This window comes from Pseudomonas sp. 18.1.10 (genome assembly GCF_024655625.1).
Lineage (GTDB): Bacteria > Pseudomonadota > Gammaproteobacteria > Pseudomonadales > Pseudomonadaceae > Aquipseudomonas.
In genome coordinates, this window is the sequence record NZ_JANLGL010000151.1 from 1 (window position 1) to 14,593 (window position 14,593).

General features: G+C 64.0%; 14 protein-coding genes. 6 read left to right on the forward strand and 8 right to left on the reverse strand.

Going from position 1 to position 14,593, the window contains the following annotated elements:
* Nucleotides 1–80: 80 nt before the first annotated feature.
* Both NUV89_RS21445 and NUV89_RS21450 read right to left on the reverse strand, forming a co-directional pair.
* On the reverse strand, nt 81–1,202 hold the full coding sequence (locus NUV89_RS21445) for an alkene reductase (protein ID WP_257782873.1): 1,122 nt from the start codon (nt 1,200–1,202) through the stop codon (nt 81–83).
* Between the two features lie 81 nt (nt 1,203–1,283).
* Nucleotides 1,284–1,961, reverse strand: coding sequence for a type 1 glutamine amidotransferase domain-containing protein (locus NUV89_RS21450; RefSeq protein WP_257782874.1), 678 nt, complete (start codon nt 1,959–1,961; stop codon nt 1,284–1,286).
* 158 nt (nt 1,962–2,119) lie between these two features.
* On the opposite strand from NUV89_RS21450, the gene NUV89_RS21455 reads away from it, so the two are divergent.
* A complete protein-coding gene (locus NUV89_RS21455; RefSeq protein WP_257782875.1) occupies nt 2,120–3,064 on the forward strand; it encodes a GlxA family transcriptional regulator in 945 nt (314 codons plus the stop codon).
* Here the strand turns inward: NUV89_RS21455 and NUV89_RS21460 are convergent.
* Nucleotides 3,042–3,548: a GNAT family N-acetyltransferase gene (locus NUV89_RS21460; RefSeq protein WP_257782876.1), complete on the reverse strand. Its 507-nt coding sequence runs from the start codon at nt 3,546–3,548 to the stop codon at nt 3,042–3,044. The genes NUV89_RS21455 and NUV89_RS21460 overlap by 23 nt on opposite strands.
* Before the next feature lie 180 nt (nt 3,549–3,728).
* Between NUV89_RS21460 and NUV89_RS21465 the strand changes: the two genes are divergently transcribed.
* Nucleotides 3,729–4,601 carry an undecaprenyl-diphosphate phosphatase gene (locus NUV89_RS21465; RefSeq protein ID WP_257782877.1) on the forward strand — a complete coding sequence of 291 codons (873 nt, stop codon included), beginning with the start codon at nt 3,729–3,731 and terminating at the stop codon, nt 4,599–4,601.
* Between the two features lie 125 nt (nt 4,602–4,726).
* Here the strand turns inward: NUV89_RS21465 and NUV89_RS21470 are convergent, their stop codons facing one another.
* The 4 genes from NUV89_RS21470 to NUV89_RS21485 form a co-directional block, all read right to left on the reverse strand.
* Nucleotides 4,727–5,545: a sugar phosphate isomerase/epimerase gene (locus NUV89_RS21470; protein WP_257782878.1), complete on the reverse strand. Its 819-nt coding sequence runs from the start codon at nt 5,543–5,545 to the stop codon at nt 4,727–4,729.
* A 1-nt stretch (nt 5,546) separates the two neighbouring features.
* Nucleotides 5,547–6,746 carry an NAD(P)/FAD-dependent oxidoreductase gene (locus NUV89_RS21475; RefSeq protein WP_257782879.1) on the reverse strand — a complete coding sequence of 400 codons (1,200 nt, stop codon included), beginning with the start codon at nt 6,744–6,746 and terminating at the stop codon, nt 5,547–5,549.
* Between the two features lie 2 nt (nt 6,747–6,748).
* The gene (locus tag NUV89_RS21480) at nt 6,749–7,069 is read right to left on the reverse strand and encodes a MocE family 2Fe-2S type ferredoxin (protein WP_257782880.1); all 321 of its coding nucleotides are present in this window, start codon (nt 7,067–7,069) and stop codon (nt 6,749–6,751) included.
* A gap of 77 nt (nt 7,070–7,146) precedes the next feature.
* Nucleotides 7,147–8,286, reverse strand: a complete 1,140-nt coding sequence (locus NUV89_RS21485) for a fatty acid desaturase family protein (RefSeq protein WP_257782881.1) — start codon at nt 8,284–8,286, stop codon at nt 7,147–7,149.
* Nucleotides 8,287–8,447: 161 nt separating this feature from the next.
* On the opposite strand from NUV89_RS21485, the gene NUV89_RS21490 reads away from it, so the two are divergent.
* A complete protein-coding gene (locus NUV89_RS21490) occupies nt 8,448–9,497 on the forward strand; it encodes a LacI family DNA-binding transcriptional regulator (RefSeq protein ID WP_257782882.1) in 1,050 nt (349 codons plus the stop codon).
* Nucleotides 9,498–9,642: 145 nt separating this feature from the next.
* On the opposite strand, the gene NUV89_RS21495 is transcribed toward NUV89_RS21490, so the two are convergent.
* Nucleotides 9,643–11,604 carry a sigma-54-dependent Fis family transcriptional regulator gene (locus tag NUV89_RS21495; protein ID WP_257782883.1) on the reverse strand — a complete coding sequence of 654 codons (1,962 nt, stop codon included), beginning with the start codon at nt 11,602–11,604 and terminating at the stop codon, nt 9,643–9,645.
* 186 nt (nt 11,605–11,790) lie between these two features.
* On the opposite strand from NUV89_RS21495, the gene NUV89_RS21500 reads away from it, so the two are divergent.
* From NUV89_RS21500 to NUV89_RS21510, 3 genes are read left to right on the forward strand one after another with little or no spacing between them, the layout of a single operon-like run.
* Entirely contained in the window at nt 11,791–12,795 is a 1,005-nt protein-coding gene (locus tag NUV89_RS21500) for a Gfo/Idh/MocA family oxidoreductase (RefSeq protein WP_257782884.1), read from the forward strand.
* The gene (locus tag NUV89_RS21505) at nt 12,792–13,571 is read left to right on the forward strand and encodes a TIM barrel protein (protein WP_257782885.1); all 780 of its coding nucleotides are present in this window, start codon (nt 12,792–12,794) and stop codon (nt 13,569–13,571) included. The genes NUV89_RS21500 and NUV89_RS21505 overlap by 4 nt, the downstream gene beginning before the upstream one ends.
* 19 nt (nt 13,572–13,590) lie before the next feature.
* A complete protein-coding gene (locus NUV89_RS21510; RefSeq protein ID WP_257782886.1) occupies nt 13,591–14,517 on the forward strand; it encodes a sugar ABC transporter substrate-binding protein in 927 nt (308 codons plus the stop codon).
* The last annotated feature ends 76 nt before the right edge of the window (nt 14,518–14,593 follow it).

Genomic DNA, 14,593 nt, shown 5'->3' on the forward strand with positions numbered 1-14,593 from the left:
CCTGTATTTCGACTGAACCACCGCATTCGCGAGCAAGCCCGCTCCCACATTTGATCTGCTGTGTATTGAAGGCCGCAGTCCTAGCTGTAGACCGGGTAGTCGGTATAGCCCTGCTCCGAGCCACCATACATCCCCTCAACCCGCAGCGGATTCAGCGGCCAACCATTGAACAGCCGTTGCGGCAGATCCGGGTTGGCAATGAACGGCCGACCAAACGCGATCAAGTCCGCCAGCCCCGCTTGCACCAATTTTTCACCGCGTTCAGCGGTATAACGCCCGGCATAGATGATCCGCCCGCTAAAGCTCTCACGCACGGCACGGCGGAAGGTGTCCGGCAGTTCCGGCGCGTTGTCCCAGTCGGCTTCGGCAATGGACAGGTAGGCGATGCCCGCCGCTTCCAGCACTTTCACGGCTTCGATATAGGTGTGGTGCGGGTCTTCTTCCACCAGGCCGATGTATACCCGGTCCTGGTCGGTGCCGCTGAACAGCGGCGAAAAACGCACACCCAGGCGTTGCGGGCCAATAGCCGCGCTGACGGCCGCGACGATTTCCCGCAGGAAACCCAGGCGGTTGTGCAGTGAGCCGCCGTATTCATCCTCGCGCTGGTTGGCATGGGCCGAGATGAACTGGTTGACCAGGTAACCGTTGGCCGAATGAATCTCCACGCCATCAAACCCGGCCGCTATCGCGTTGCGGGCCGCCTGGGCATACAACCCGACCAGGTCCTTGACCTCTTGCGTGCTCAGTGCGCGCGGTATCGGCGGTTGCACCAGTTCACCAGCGCCCGGCGCGGTTTCGATAAAGGCTTTGACCTGCTGCGGCTGGATCGCCGACGGCGCAACGGGTGCGGCGCCGTCGGGTTGCAAATCATGGTGGGACACACGCCCCACATGCCACAACTGGGCAAAGATCACCCCGCCCTCGGCATGCACCGCGTCGGTGACCTGGCGCCAGCCGTCGATCTGCGCCGGCGTATAGATGCCCGGCGTCCACGCATAACCCTGGCCACGCGGTTCGATCTGCGTGCCTTCGCTGACCATGAACCCCGCCGAAGCGCGCTGGCGGTAGTACTCGGCCATCAGGTCGGTGGCGATATCACCGGGTTGGGCGCTGCGCTGGCGGGTCAACGGCGGCAGCACGATGCGGTTGTTCAGGGTGTGTCGGCCCAGTTGCAGCGGGGTGTTCAAAACGTTGTCGGTCATGTGCGGTTTTCCAAATCCTGGACGAGCAAAAGCCTTGGCGACTCCGTGGAGTCGCCAATCAATAAAAAGTGATGAATTAACTTACGCGGTGAGTTTCAGCAGCGCCTTGGCCACATCGCTGGAGCTGCCCGGGTTCTGCCCGGTGACCAGCAAGCCATCGACAATCACAAAGGACTGCCAATCAGCGCCTTTCTCGTATTTGCCGCCGAGTTTCTTGAACTCGTCTTCCACCAGGAACGGCACCACATCGGTCAATTCCACCGCCGCCTCTTCCGAGTTGGAGAAGCCGGTGACGCGACGGCCCTTGACCAACGGCTCACCGTTGACCGCCTTGACGTGGCGCAGCACGCCAGGCGCATGGCAGACAAAACCGATCGGCTTGCCGGCGCGTTCGAATGACTCGATCAGCGCGATCGACACCGGCGACTCCGCCAGGTCCCACAGCGGGCCGTGGCCGCCTGGGTAGAACACGGTGTCGAAGTCGGCGGCATTGACCGCGTCCAGCTTCAGCGTAGTGGCCAGGGCCTGCTGCGCGGCCGGGTCGGCGGCGAAGCGGTGGGTCTGTTCGGTCTGGAAGTCCGGCAGGTCGCTGACTGGGTCCAGCGGCGGCTGCCCGCCCGCCGGGGATGCCAGCACCACCTCGGCGCCTGCATCCAGGAATGCGTAATAAGGTGCCGCGAACTCTTCAAGCCAGAAGCCGGTCTTGCGGCCGGTGTTGCCCAACTGATCGTGAGAGGTCAAAACCATCAATACTTTCATTGTCGAGTGCCTCGGGATGACTGAGGGTTGAAGCTTAGGAGTCGGGGCGCAACGGCACAACGTCATATCCGCAAGGTTTTCGGACATGCACGCTGGCAGTTGCCGTTTGCCCGCCAGCCGCCGACAATCCCACCTCCCCCGCCCCTTGGAGAGATGCGATGCACAGCGTTGCGCTGCTGGTTTACCCGAATTTTGAATGCCTGAGCCTCAGTGTCGGCTCGGTGTTCGAGTGCGCGAACCTGCTGCGGGGCGAGCCGGCGTACGCGTTTCACCTGGTGTCGGAGCGTGGCGGCGCGGTGATGACCTCCCAGGGCTTTTCGGTGAACACCACGCCGATCCGGCCTGAGGGCTATGACACGCTGATCGTCGGCGGTTACATGGAATTCCGCCTGCCGGAAGCCAACCTGCTGGCGTTGGTCACGGCCGCTGCGGCCCAATCGCGGCGGGTCGCTTCGTTGTGCATGGGCATTTTTGTGCTGGCCGAAGCCGGCCTGCTGGAAGGCAAGCGCACCACCACCCACTGGATTCACGCGCCGGCCTTTCGCAAGCGCTACCCACAGATCCAGTTGGACGAAGACCGCTTGTTCGTGGTGGACGGCCAGATCTGGACCGGCGCGGGCATGAGCGCCGGCGTGGACATGGCGCTGGCCATGGTCGAGAACGACCTGGGCAGCGACCTCGCGCGGCGCATCGCGCGCAAACTGGTGATCGCCCAGCGCCGGGGCAGCGAGCAGTCGCAACTGTCGGCGTTGCTGGAGCTGGACCCGAAATCAGACCGCGTGCAACTCGCCCTGGCCTATGCCCGCGAAAACCTCACCCACGACCTGTCCGTGGACGCCTTGGCCGACGTCGCACGGCTCAGCCCGCGCCAGTTCAGCCGGGTGTTCCGCGAAGAAACCGGGCAAACCCCAGCCAAGGCCATCGAAGCCCTGCGAGTGGAGGCCGCGCGCACGCTGATGGAAACCAGCCGCCACCCGGTGGAAGTGGTGGCCCGCGAAACCGGTTTTGGTGATCGCGAGCGCATGCGCCAGGCGTTCCTGCGCGCCTTCGGCCAGCCGCCGCAGGTGATGCAGCAGGCGTTTAATGCAGCGCCACCCGCGTAATCAAGTAGCTGACCAGGTTCGGTTCATCCTCCAGCTCCAGCGTCTGCACCGGGCGCGGCAGGTTATCCAGCACAGTGCGCCAGAACGCCTGGGACACTTCATCCTGGTCATAAAAACGCACCAGCCAATTGGCCTCGCCGCTGCACAACACCTGGGTGGCGATGGCGCGGCCAATGCCTTTGCGGCGGTAGCGCTTGAGAATGAACAGATCGGCCAGCTCCAGGGCGTCCATCCCCGGGATCTCGCTGCCTTCGATCAGCAGGAAGCCGGCGATATAGCCGTCCACCAGCAATAGGTTGGCGCTCCACTGCGGGTCTTGCCAGTAGCGCGCCAGGTGTTCGTCATGGATGTAGAAACGGCCATCGCCTTCGACATCTTCCTGCCCCCAGTCCGACGACTCGTAGGCGTAGTACTGGTAGAGATTGCGGATCAGCTCGGCGTCTTCGGGGCCGGTCTGGATCAGTTCTACGGTGGTTTCAGGCATGGGGCTCTCGGTGAAAAAATGCAGGGCGCCATTGTTCACAAAACCTTCATGCAGGCCAATACATTGTCCAACCTTTCTGTTTGCTGAACCGAAGGCGGATTTGTGCGGGGCCATGGCAACATCCAGAAACATTTAGCCTAGACTTCGCCGGATTCCGTTTTTTTCTCAAGGACACGCACTGTGAGCAACGTCTGTACCGCGGGCCTGGATGTGGGCTTTGCCTCCCTGGATTATTTGCAAATCTTCATCCTGGGCGTGATCCAGGGCATCACCGAACTGTTGCCGGTGTCGTCCACCGCCCATATGCGCGTGGTACCCGCCCTGCTCGGCTGGCAAGACCCGGGCTCGGCGTTTTCGGCGGCGATGCAGTTGGCGGCGCTGGCAGCGGTGGTCAGTTACTTCTGGCGCGACGTGCGCCAAGTGACCACCGGCAGCCTCAGCGCGGTGCGCCGGGGCGACTACAACGACCGCTGGTTCAAGCTGGCGGTGGCGATTGTGCTGGCGACCATTCCCATCGGGATTGCCGGATTGGCCCTGTCTTCAACCTTGAACGCGTGCAACTCGCCGTTGCGTGGGTTGATGGTGATCGGCATTTCCTGCGTGGTCATGGCCGTGCTGCTGGCCGTGGCGGAAGTACGCGCACGCCACACCCGGGAAATGGGTGAGATGCGCCTGCGCGATGCGTTGATCGTCGGGATTGCGCAGATTGGTGCGTTGATTCCGGGGGTATCGCGCTCGGGCTCCACGTTGACCGCCGCGTTGTTCCTCAACTTCAAGCGTGAAGAAGCGGCGCGTTTCTCCTTCCTGCTGGGCCTGCCAGCCATCGCCCTCGCCGGGCTGAAAGAGTTGTGGGTTCTGCTGCACGCCGACTTGCCCGCGCATGCCTGGCCGCATCTGTTGTTTGGCCTGGTGGTGGCGAGCGTCTCGGCGTTTTTTGCGATCTGGGGGTTGATGAAGTTTTTGGAGCGGTTTTCGACCTGGCCGTTTGTGATTTACCGGGCGTTGTTGGGGATGTTTCTGATTGTGGCAGTCAGCACTGGCCTGCTGACCTGACACCGTTCTAAGACCAACAAATATCCAATGTGGGAGCTGGCTTGCCTGCGATAGCATCAACTGGGTGTGCCTGATGTACCGAGTTGTCTGCATCGCAGGCAAGCCAGCTCCCACATATTGGCAGATCATTTCTGACAGTTGCGCCACACCTCGCGAATCAACGCTTGCAGCTTCAAGGCCTCGCTCCAGCGATCACTGATCTCACGGCCATCCGCCCCAGTAATGGCATAGGGCGGCGGGCCCAGCTCGCAGGTGAACGACAGGCTGTGCGGCGTGTCGGGCCGCGCCAGCCAGTCTTCGATCCCGTAGCGCCACCACTCGGTGAAGCGCTGCACCCAGGGTTGGTGCTGGGGAAACTCCAGGGAAACCTGCACCTGCTCGCTGCTCGCCACACGCCCATGAAACCCCCAGCTGTGGCGCAGGATCGTGCGGATCTGCTCATCATCTTCAATGGCGCCCGGCTCCGGCAGTTCGCGCCCCACCACGTAATGGGACAGGTCAGCCAGCAGCTGCAAGTCCGGCATCTGCGCCAGCAAGTCCAGGGTAAACAGCAGGTCGTTGGTCAGCCGATAGCGATGGGTTTCCAGCAACACCGGAAAATCCACCTGCTCGGCCAGGCGCTGCCAGCCTTCCACCAGCCGCGCCGCGTCGGCCTGGGTGCGCGGGCGCACGTCGGCCTGCAAGGTCAGGTGGTGACAGCCGTAGCGGCTGATGACATCCAGCGCGGCGGCCAGGTCATCCACCGATTGCGGGAACAGTTGACCCTCGATCTGCAAGCCCCTGGACGTGGCGGCGGCGTGCAGGCGCGCGACGTCGGCGGGCAGCCAGTAGTGGTCGGTGATGCCGTCGAAACCGGCGGCTTGGATGCGGTCCAGTTGCACCTCGAGAGGGCCGGGTTCGGTCTGCATCGCCCACAGGGATTGGAATACCAGGAATTGGCGCATCTCAGCCTCGCAACAGCTGTTTGAGGGACAGCTCGGGGGCGGCCAGGTCGGCCGCGTTCAGCACCACACGCGCCGAGATCAGGCGCTCACACAGCTTGATGTCCTTGGCCGCGCCACTGCCCCGCGCCCAGCCGCAGGCGCCTTGCAAACGCTGCGCGGCGTCGAGGTAGAACAGCAGCAAGCCGCCGCCGGGCAAGGTGCGACTGACCACTGCGGGGGTCATCCCCCCCACGGTGAGCAAGCCCCAGTCGTACTGGTCGGACCAGAACCCCGGCAGCGCGTCGAAGGGCAACTCGCGCCCCAGCAGGTTCAGCGCCGCATGCCGGCCCTGGGCTTCGGCGTTGCGCCAGGTTTCCTGGCGCTGGTACAGGCCATCCTGGCGAAACTCGCAGACATCGCCGGCCGCATAGATGTTGGCCGCGCTGGTGCGCAGGTACGTATCCACGCGAATCCCCTGCCCCACGTCCAGCCCCGCCGCCGTCGCCAGCTCGATATTGGGCAGCATGCCGATACCCACCACCACCCGGTCGCAGGGCAGGCGCTGGCCGTCCACCAGCAGCACGCCCTCCGCCTGGATGGATTCCAGTGCCACGTTCAAGCGCACATCCACGCCGTGCTCGCGATGCAATTGCAGCAACGCCTCGGAAATGACCGGCGGCAACACCCGCCCCGCCAGGCGCGGCCCGGCTTCCAGCACCGTCACTTCACAGCCCAGGCCACGGGCCGTCGCTGCCACTTCCAGGCCGATAAACCCGCCGCCGACCACCACTAATCGCGTGCCAGGCGTGAGCGCATCACGCAGGGCCAACGCTTCATCGTGGGTACGCAGGTACAGCACGTCGGCCGGCGCCTGGGGCAAGCGCCGGGCGCGGCCACCGGTGGCCAGCAGCAAGCCGGCGTAAGGCAGCCATTGGCCGTCGGCGAGTTGCAGGCGGTGTTGCGCGGGCCGCAACTGCGTCACCGGGTTGGCGGCAATATGTTCGATGTTCAACGCGGCCAAGCGCTCCTCGTCGCACAGGCTGTAGCCGGGCAGATCCGCCGTGCCTTGCAACAGCCCCTTGGACAGCGGCGGCCGTTCGTAGGGCAAGTGCGGTTCGTCGCCGATCAGGATCAGCCTCCCTGTGTAGCCTTCTTCGCGCAGGGTCAGCGCTGCACGGCCACCGGCATGGCCGGCGCCGACGATAATCAAGGGCGCGTTCATCGTCACACCGTGACGGCGAGCAACACCCGCCCCGCTTCGATCCGCACCGGGTAGGTCTTGAGGTTGACGCACACCGGCGCGCCCATGGCCTTGCCGGTGCGGTAGTCAAAGCGCCCGTTGTGCTTGGGGCATTCGATCACGTGGTCCATCACCAGGCCATCGGCGAGGTGGATTTTCTCGTGGGTGCACAGGCCGGCGGTGGCGAAAAACTCATTCTCCGCCGAGCGGTACACCGCGTAAGTGTGGGCGCCGTGGTCGAAGCGCAGCACGTCTTCTTCGTCTATTTCGCCCACGGCGCAGACGTCGATCCATTGATCGTTCATGGTATTTGTCTCCAGATGATTGGCTAATCCTGTGGCGAGGGAGCTTGCTCCCGCTGGGCGGCGAAGCAGCCCCAACCTCAGCTGTCAGGATTTGTCTGAAAAAACGCGGTGGCGTCATTAGGGCTGCTGCGCAGCCCAGCGGGAGCAAGCTCCCTCGCCACAACAGGCTCGCCAGCACCGGGAATAGGGCGTTGGATGAAGTAGTTCGGATCGCTGCGCTGCTTCCACACCGTCGGCAGGATTTCCTTGTACGCCTCGAAGAGGTTCGCGTACGGCGGCGGGCAATCGTTGCGGATCTCTTCGTGCAATTGCGCCAGGGCGTGGTACGGCACCATCGGGTACATGTGGTGTTCGAGGTGGTAGTTCATGTCCATGTAGATAAAGCGCAGCACGCGGTTCATGTAGATGGTGCGGCAGTTGCTGCGGTGGTCGAGCACGTCTTCGGCGAGGCCGACGTGTTGGGTCAGGCCGAACAGGTAGCCGAGCCAGGCGCCGTAGATACTGGGCAGGCCGATCAGCATCAGCGGCAACCAACTGTGCAGGTACAAGGCGGTGCCGATGACTACGGCATAAATCCCCACCCAGATCCGTGCGGCACGGAACACCTTGGGCCATTCGGATTCAGGGATGAAGTCGGCCTCTTGCGCACTCATCTTGCCGGCGGCATGCCGCGCCACGCCGCTGAAGGTTTTCCAGGCCAGGGGCAGGTTGAACAGGCTCAAGAACATCATCAGGAAGCTCGGCGGACGCGGCTCGACGATCTCCGGGTCGCGGCCGACGACAATGGTGTCGGTGTGGTGCCGCGCATGGCTCCAGCGCCACACATGGGGTTCGAAGATGCACATGAAGCTTGCGACCTGATACAGCACATCGTTCATCCAGCGGGTCTTGAACGCGGTGCCGTGGCCGGTTTCGTGCCAGCGCGGGTTGGACGCGGTGCCGTACAGCACGCCGTACACGATAAAGAACGGCACGCAGGCCCAGGAGCCCCAGAACCAGTAGCCGCCAAAACCGCTGGCAACCAGCGCGAGCACCCACAGGGCGGTGTCGCGCAGGGCCGGGCCATCGCGGCGCTGCATCAGTTCTTTCATGCGTTTGCGGGAAATCGGTGATTGATACCAGCTGGCCGAGACCAGGCCTTTTTCGGCGGCGCGGGCGGCTTCGGGGCCGGTGAGGCTGTAGTCGCGCCGGGCGGTATGAGCGGTGTGTTCAGGCATTGTTATTGTTCTCCGCATGCGGGGGTTTCAGGTGCGTTGTGCAACCCACGATAGAGAACCGCTAAATCGCCCTCAAGGTCTTGAATCCATTCCCTATCAAGCTATCATCCAGGCCCAGCGGGGCTTGATAGTTTTCTATCAAGACGCACAAAGGGCTTGCCATGCACAACAATAAACGCCCAACCATCGCCACCGTTGCCGCCCAGGCGGGCCTCAGCGTGGCCACCGTCGACCGGGTATTGAACGCCCGCGCGCCGGTCAATCCAGACACCGCCGAACAGGTGTTCCAGGCCGCCGAAGCCGTGGGTTATTTCGCCGCGCGGTTGATCGGCCAGCGCATCCGCGAACGCCGGCCGACCTACCGGTTTGGCATCCTGCTGCTGGCCACCGCCCAGGCGTTCTACGCCAGCCTGGCGCAGGCGATTGCCCAGGCGGCCGAGCACCACGCCGGCGCCAACCTGACCTGTCAGTTCGACTACATCGTCGATCGCAGCCCCAGCGCCATCGTCGCGCAGATCGAACAACTGGCGGTGCAATGCGACGCCCTGGCCGTGGTGAGTTTTGCCCACCCGCTAATCAATGCCAGCCTCAAGCAAATCCGCGAAGCCGGTGTGCCCGTGGTCGCCCTGCTGTCGGATATCCACGAGCAAGCGGCGGAACCCTACGTCGGCCAGGACAACCACGTGGTCGGCCGCACCATGGGCTGGCTGCTCGCCCGCACCTGCGGCGCGCGCAAAGGCAGCGTGGGGATCTTGCTCGGCGGCCACCGCTTCCTCGGCCACCAGGCGCGGGTCACCGGCCTGCACAGCTACCTCGCCGAACACGCGCCGGGGCTCAAGCCGTTGGAGCCGCTGATAAACCTGGACAACTGCGACATCACCGAAGAAGCCACCCTCGACCTGATCGCCCGCCACACCGACCTGCGCGGCCTGTGCGTGGTGGGCGGCGGCGGCGACGGTATCATCAGCGCCCTGGCGCAGCTGCCCACGCGGCCGGCGTTGTGTTGCATCCTGCAGGAGTCCACCGAGCTGTCGCGCCAGGCGCTGAGCCAGGGGTTGGTGGATGTGGTGATGGACTCGCAGCCAGGGCAGACGGCGGTGGCGTTGGTGGAGTTGTTGGTGGAATTGCAGAGTGGCGAAGGGTTTGATCCGGTCAGGCATCGGGTGTATGTACCGCCACAGATCGTCACCTCAGAGAACCTGAGTAGCTGACTCATGGAGATCAAAATGTGGGAGCGGGCTTGTGTGGGAGCGGGCTTGCTCGCGAATACAGGGTGTCAGTCACTTATATTTCGTCTGACCCACCGCATTCGCGAGCAAGCCCGCTCCCACATTTGACTCGCGCAAGGTTTGAGCTTCAGTTATTGCGATAGTCGCTGGCACTCAAACCAAACCGGCTCATCTTGTTGTACAGCCCGCCCCGCGACACGTTCAGTTGCCGCGCGGCCAAGCGGATATTGCCGCCCGTGCTTTCCAGCGCCGCAACAATCGCATTCATTTCATGGCTGCTGAGATCTTGCGCAGGCTGCGGCTCATACACCCGCAGCGGCGTGCGCGGCTTGGCGTCCAACGGCAGGTCAAGCGGCTGGATCAACGCCCCCATCGCCAGGTTGGTCGCCCGTTCGATGCTGTTTTCCAGCTCGCGCACATTGCCCGGCCACGGGTAGGCGCACAGCAACGCCAGTGCATCCGGCGCAAAGCCCTCCACGGACTTGCGCAACGAACGGGCGTAACGCGCGAGGAAGTGCCGCGCCAGCAGGGGAATGTCTTCACGGCGCATGCGCAGCGGCGGCACGGTCAGGTTCAACACATTGAGGCGGTAGTAAAGGTCCTCACGAAACGCGCCCTCGGCCACCGCCTGGCTCAAGTTGCGGTGGGTGGCGGCAATGATGCGCACATCCACGCGGCGCGAGTTCTTCGCGCCGACGCGGGTCACTTCGCCTTCCTGCAACACCCGCAGCAGGCTGACCTGGGCGTCGAAAGCCATGTCGCCAATCTCATCGAGAAAAATCGTGCCGCCATCCGCCAGTTCGAACTTGCCCGCCGAGCCGCCCCGGGTGGCGCCGGTGAACGCGCCTTCGACATGCCCGAACAGTTCGCTTTGCACCAGGTCGCGCGGAATCGCGCCGCAGTTGACCGCCACAAACGGGCCTTTGTGGCGGTCGCTGCCATTATGGATGGCCTGGGCAAACAGCTCTTTGCCGGTGCCGCTTTCGCCGAGGATCAAGGTGGTGGAATCGCTGCGACTGGCGATGCGCCCCAGGTGCAGGGCGTCCTGGATCGCCCGGGACTGGCCCTGGATGGTGTCGAAGGTGTAGCTGGCCTGGGTGCCGATGATGCGCCGGGTGATTTCGCGGATGCGCCGGTTCTCGCGCAGCGAGACGATCACCCCGCCCTGCTCCAGCGGGCACACCGAGACCAGGCACGCCAGTTGGCTGCGGTCGTGCAGGTGGAAAGTGCAGTCGAGGTCGCGCACGGGCTCGCCCAACGTGTCGCTCAATTCGCTACGGCCCAGGTGCTGGAATGGACGGCCAATCAGTTCCAGCCCCACGCCGAACAACTGCCGCGCATAACGGTTGAGCGCCTTGATGCAGCCGCGCTCATCCAGCACCACCAGGCCTTCGTTGAGCACTTCGAGCACGGTTTGCTGTTCTTCCAGCAGCGCTTGCAGGGCCATCTGCCGCGACACCGCGTCCGCCGCCGCTTGCACGGTGCCGAGGGTGTGGAAGTGAAACCAGCCCGGCTCGGCGGTGAGGGTGAGCATGGCCAGGGTCTGGCCCTGGGCGTTCTTGATCGGCGCGGCGGCGCAGTGCATGCGGCGCTGGCGCAGGCCCGTGGCGAAGTTTTCTTCGGCCAGCACGTACACCAGGTGATCCTCGGCCAGCGCCAGGCCGGTGCAGTTGGTGCCTTGCACCGACTCCAGCAGGCGGCTACCCACCGGGGTGATGTCCAGCCCGCAAAAGTACAGGGTGGTGCCGTCGGCATCGGTGAGGTTGATATGCCCGCGCGGGTTATAGGCCAGCAGGCCGTGCATGACCTGCGCCGCAGCGGCGATCAACACGCGGTGCGTGGCCAGGGTCGCGTCGAGGGTTTGCGGCGCTACAAAACGGTAGGCGTTGTCCGCCGGATCGATCCCCGCCTGCACACTGCGCCGCCACGACTCCCAGATCACTTGGCGCACGCCGGCCGGGCGTTCGACCGTGCCGGCCAGGCACGCGTGCCACGCCTGCTCCAGCGCGGCCACCGGGCCGTCATTCAACGCCGCCGGCCCCAGGGCGGTGAGGTAGTCGAGGTCTTGTACGCTGAAGGTCATGCTCATCGCGGCGCGTCCATGTTCATGTTTTTGACATGTCAGTATAGGAATGTCATCAAAATGAACACTTTTTGTTTATAGATTTTTAATAACCGTTAATTATCAATCACTTATAAGTTGGCACACGCTTTGCTCCTACCCTTTTACCCACCAGGACTGTCCTGGGGCCAACAATAAAAAAGGGGTCACTTCATGAGTACACAGAACATCCGCCTGGGCTTGATCGGTGCCGGCCGCATGGGCAGCTTCCACGGTTTGACGGCGGCGCGGCATATCCCCGGCGCCAGCCTTGTCGCCATCGCCGACCCCACCCCAGGCCAAGCCGCACGCCTGGCGGCGGAACTGGGGGTGGACAAGGTCTACACCGACCCGCAGCAGCTGCTCGACGACCCGGACATCGACGGCGTCATCATCGCCGCCCCCGCCCGCAGCCACGCCGAACTGGTGATTAGCGCCGCCCGCGCCGGCAAGGGGATCTTCTGCGAAAAACCCATGGCCATCACCCTTGATGAAGCCGACCGCGCCATCGCTGCGGCCGCCGATGCCCGCGTGCCGTTGCAGGTCGGTTTCAACCGGCGCTTCGCCAAGAGTTTCCGCACCGCTCACCTCGACGTCGCCGCTGGGCGCATCGGCACGCCGCAGTTGCTGCGTTCGGTGACCCGCGACCCGGCGCTGAACAATCCCGCCGCGTCGCCGCAATGGGTGATCTTCCTCGAAACCCTGATCCACGACTTCGACACCCTGCGCTACCTCAACCCCGGCGCCGAAGCCGTGCAGGTGTATGTGATGGCCGACGCGCTGATCGCCCCGGCGTACAAGAGCAAAGGTTTCCTCGACACCGCCGTGGTCGCGATCCGTTTCGACAACGGCGCCATCGCCACCGCCGAAGCCAACTTCCAGGCCGTGTATGGCTACGACGTGCGCGGCGAAGTGTTCGGCAGCGAAGGCATGCTGAGCATGGGCAGCCTGAATGATTCGGACCTGGTGCGCTACCTGGCTCAGGGCATCCAGGCCGATACCCAGCGCCTCGACACCGACCTCTTGCGCGACGCCTACATCGCCGAACTCAATCACTTCGCCGACTGCCTGCGCACCGGCGCCAAGCCGATGGCCAGCGGCGAAGACGCCCGCGCGGCCCTGGCGATTGCCCGCGCGTGCATCGAGTCGTTCCAGCAAGGCAAGGCGGTGGCCGTATGAGCCCGTTCAAACTGGCGATTAGTGCCGAGATGGTGTTTCTCGACCTGCCCTTCATCGAGCGCGTAAAGCGCATCCATGAGCTGGGCTTCAGCGCGGAGATCTGGAACTGGACCAACAAGGACATCGGCGCCCTCGCGGCCACCGGCGCCGACTTCACCTCGATGACCGGCTACATCAGCGGCACCCTCACCGACCCCGAGGGCATCCGCCAACTGCTCGACAGCGCCCGCGAATCCCTCGGCGTTGCCGAGCGCTTGAATTGCCCCAGCCTCAACCTGCACGGCACTGGCCTGGGTGAAGGCGGCCTGCCGGTGCAACCGGTCAGCCACACCACCGGGCGCATGTGGCTGAGCGCCTGCAAGACCCTGGAAAAAATCGCCCGCCTGGGGGAAGACGCCGGCCGCGTGTTCCTGCTGGAAAACCTCAACACCGAAGTGGACCACCCCGGCACCCCATTCGCCCGCGCCGACGACACCCTGGCGCTGATCGAAGCCGTGGGCAGCCCGCACCTGAAAATGAACCTGGACCTGTACCACGCGCAGATCGGCGAAGGTAACCTGATCGAACTGATCCAGCGCGCCGGCAGCGCCATCGGCGAAATCCAGGTGGCCGACGTGCCGGGGCGCAAGGAACCCGGCACCGGTGAAATCCACTACCCTGCGATTGCCAGGGCCTTGCATGCCATGGGCTACACCGGCGTGGTCGGACTCGAAGGCTGGGCCAGCGGCGACAGCGAACTGGCCCTGGAGCGATTCCGTCAAGCGTTCACCCTATAACAATAAAAGGACCACCCTTATGAACCGCTATTCGTTGATTGTTGCCTCGCTGTTGCTGCTGTTTAGCCCGTGGACGCTCGCCGATTACCGCATCGGCGTGAGCATTGCGCGGGTCGACGATAACTTCATGACCTACGTGCGCAACGGCCTGGAAACGGCCGCCAAGCAGCAAGACGTGAAGATCCAGTTCGAAGACGCCCAGGGCGACGTGGTGCGCCAACTCAACCAGGTCGAAGGCTTTCTCAACCAGAAAGTCGACGCGGTGATCGTGCTGCCGGTGGACACGTCCGCCACCGCCAACATGACCCGCGCCGCCGTGGCGGCCAAGACGCCGTTGGTGTACGTCAACCGCCACCCGGATGAACGCACGCTGCCCAAGGGCGTGGTCACCGTGGCCTCCAATGACATCGAGGCCGGGCAGTTGCAGATGCGCTTCCTCGCGGAAAAACTCGGCGGCAAAGGCAACGTGGCGATCATCATGGGCGACCTCGCACAGAACGCCACCCACGACCGCACCGAAGGCGCCAAGCAGGTGCTCAAGGACTTTCCCGGGATCAAGGTGGTCGAGCAGCAAAGCGCCGAATGGCAACGCAGCAAAGGCATGGACCTGACCAGCAACTGGCTGCTGGCGGGCACCCAGTTCGATGCGATCGTCGCCAACAACGACGAAATGGCCATCGGCGCCGGGATGGCGTTGCAACAGGCGGGCAAGGCCAAGGGCGATGTGGCGATTGTCGGCATCGACGGCTTGCCGGATGGGCTCGCGGCGGTGAAGCGTGGGTTGTTGGCGGCGTCGGTGTTCCAGGACCCGAAGGCGCAGGCGGCCAAGGCGGTGGAGTCGGCGATTCGGATGATCAAGGGGGAAGCGATTGAGTCGGAGGTGTGGGTGCCGTTTGAGCTGATCAAGCCGGAGCAGGTGGCAACCTTCGAGCAACGCTACAAATAGATCCAACTGTGGAGATCCAACTGTGGGAGCGGGCTTGTGTGGGAGCGGGCTTGCTCGCGAATGCGGTGGTTCAGTC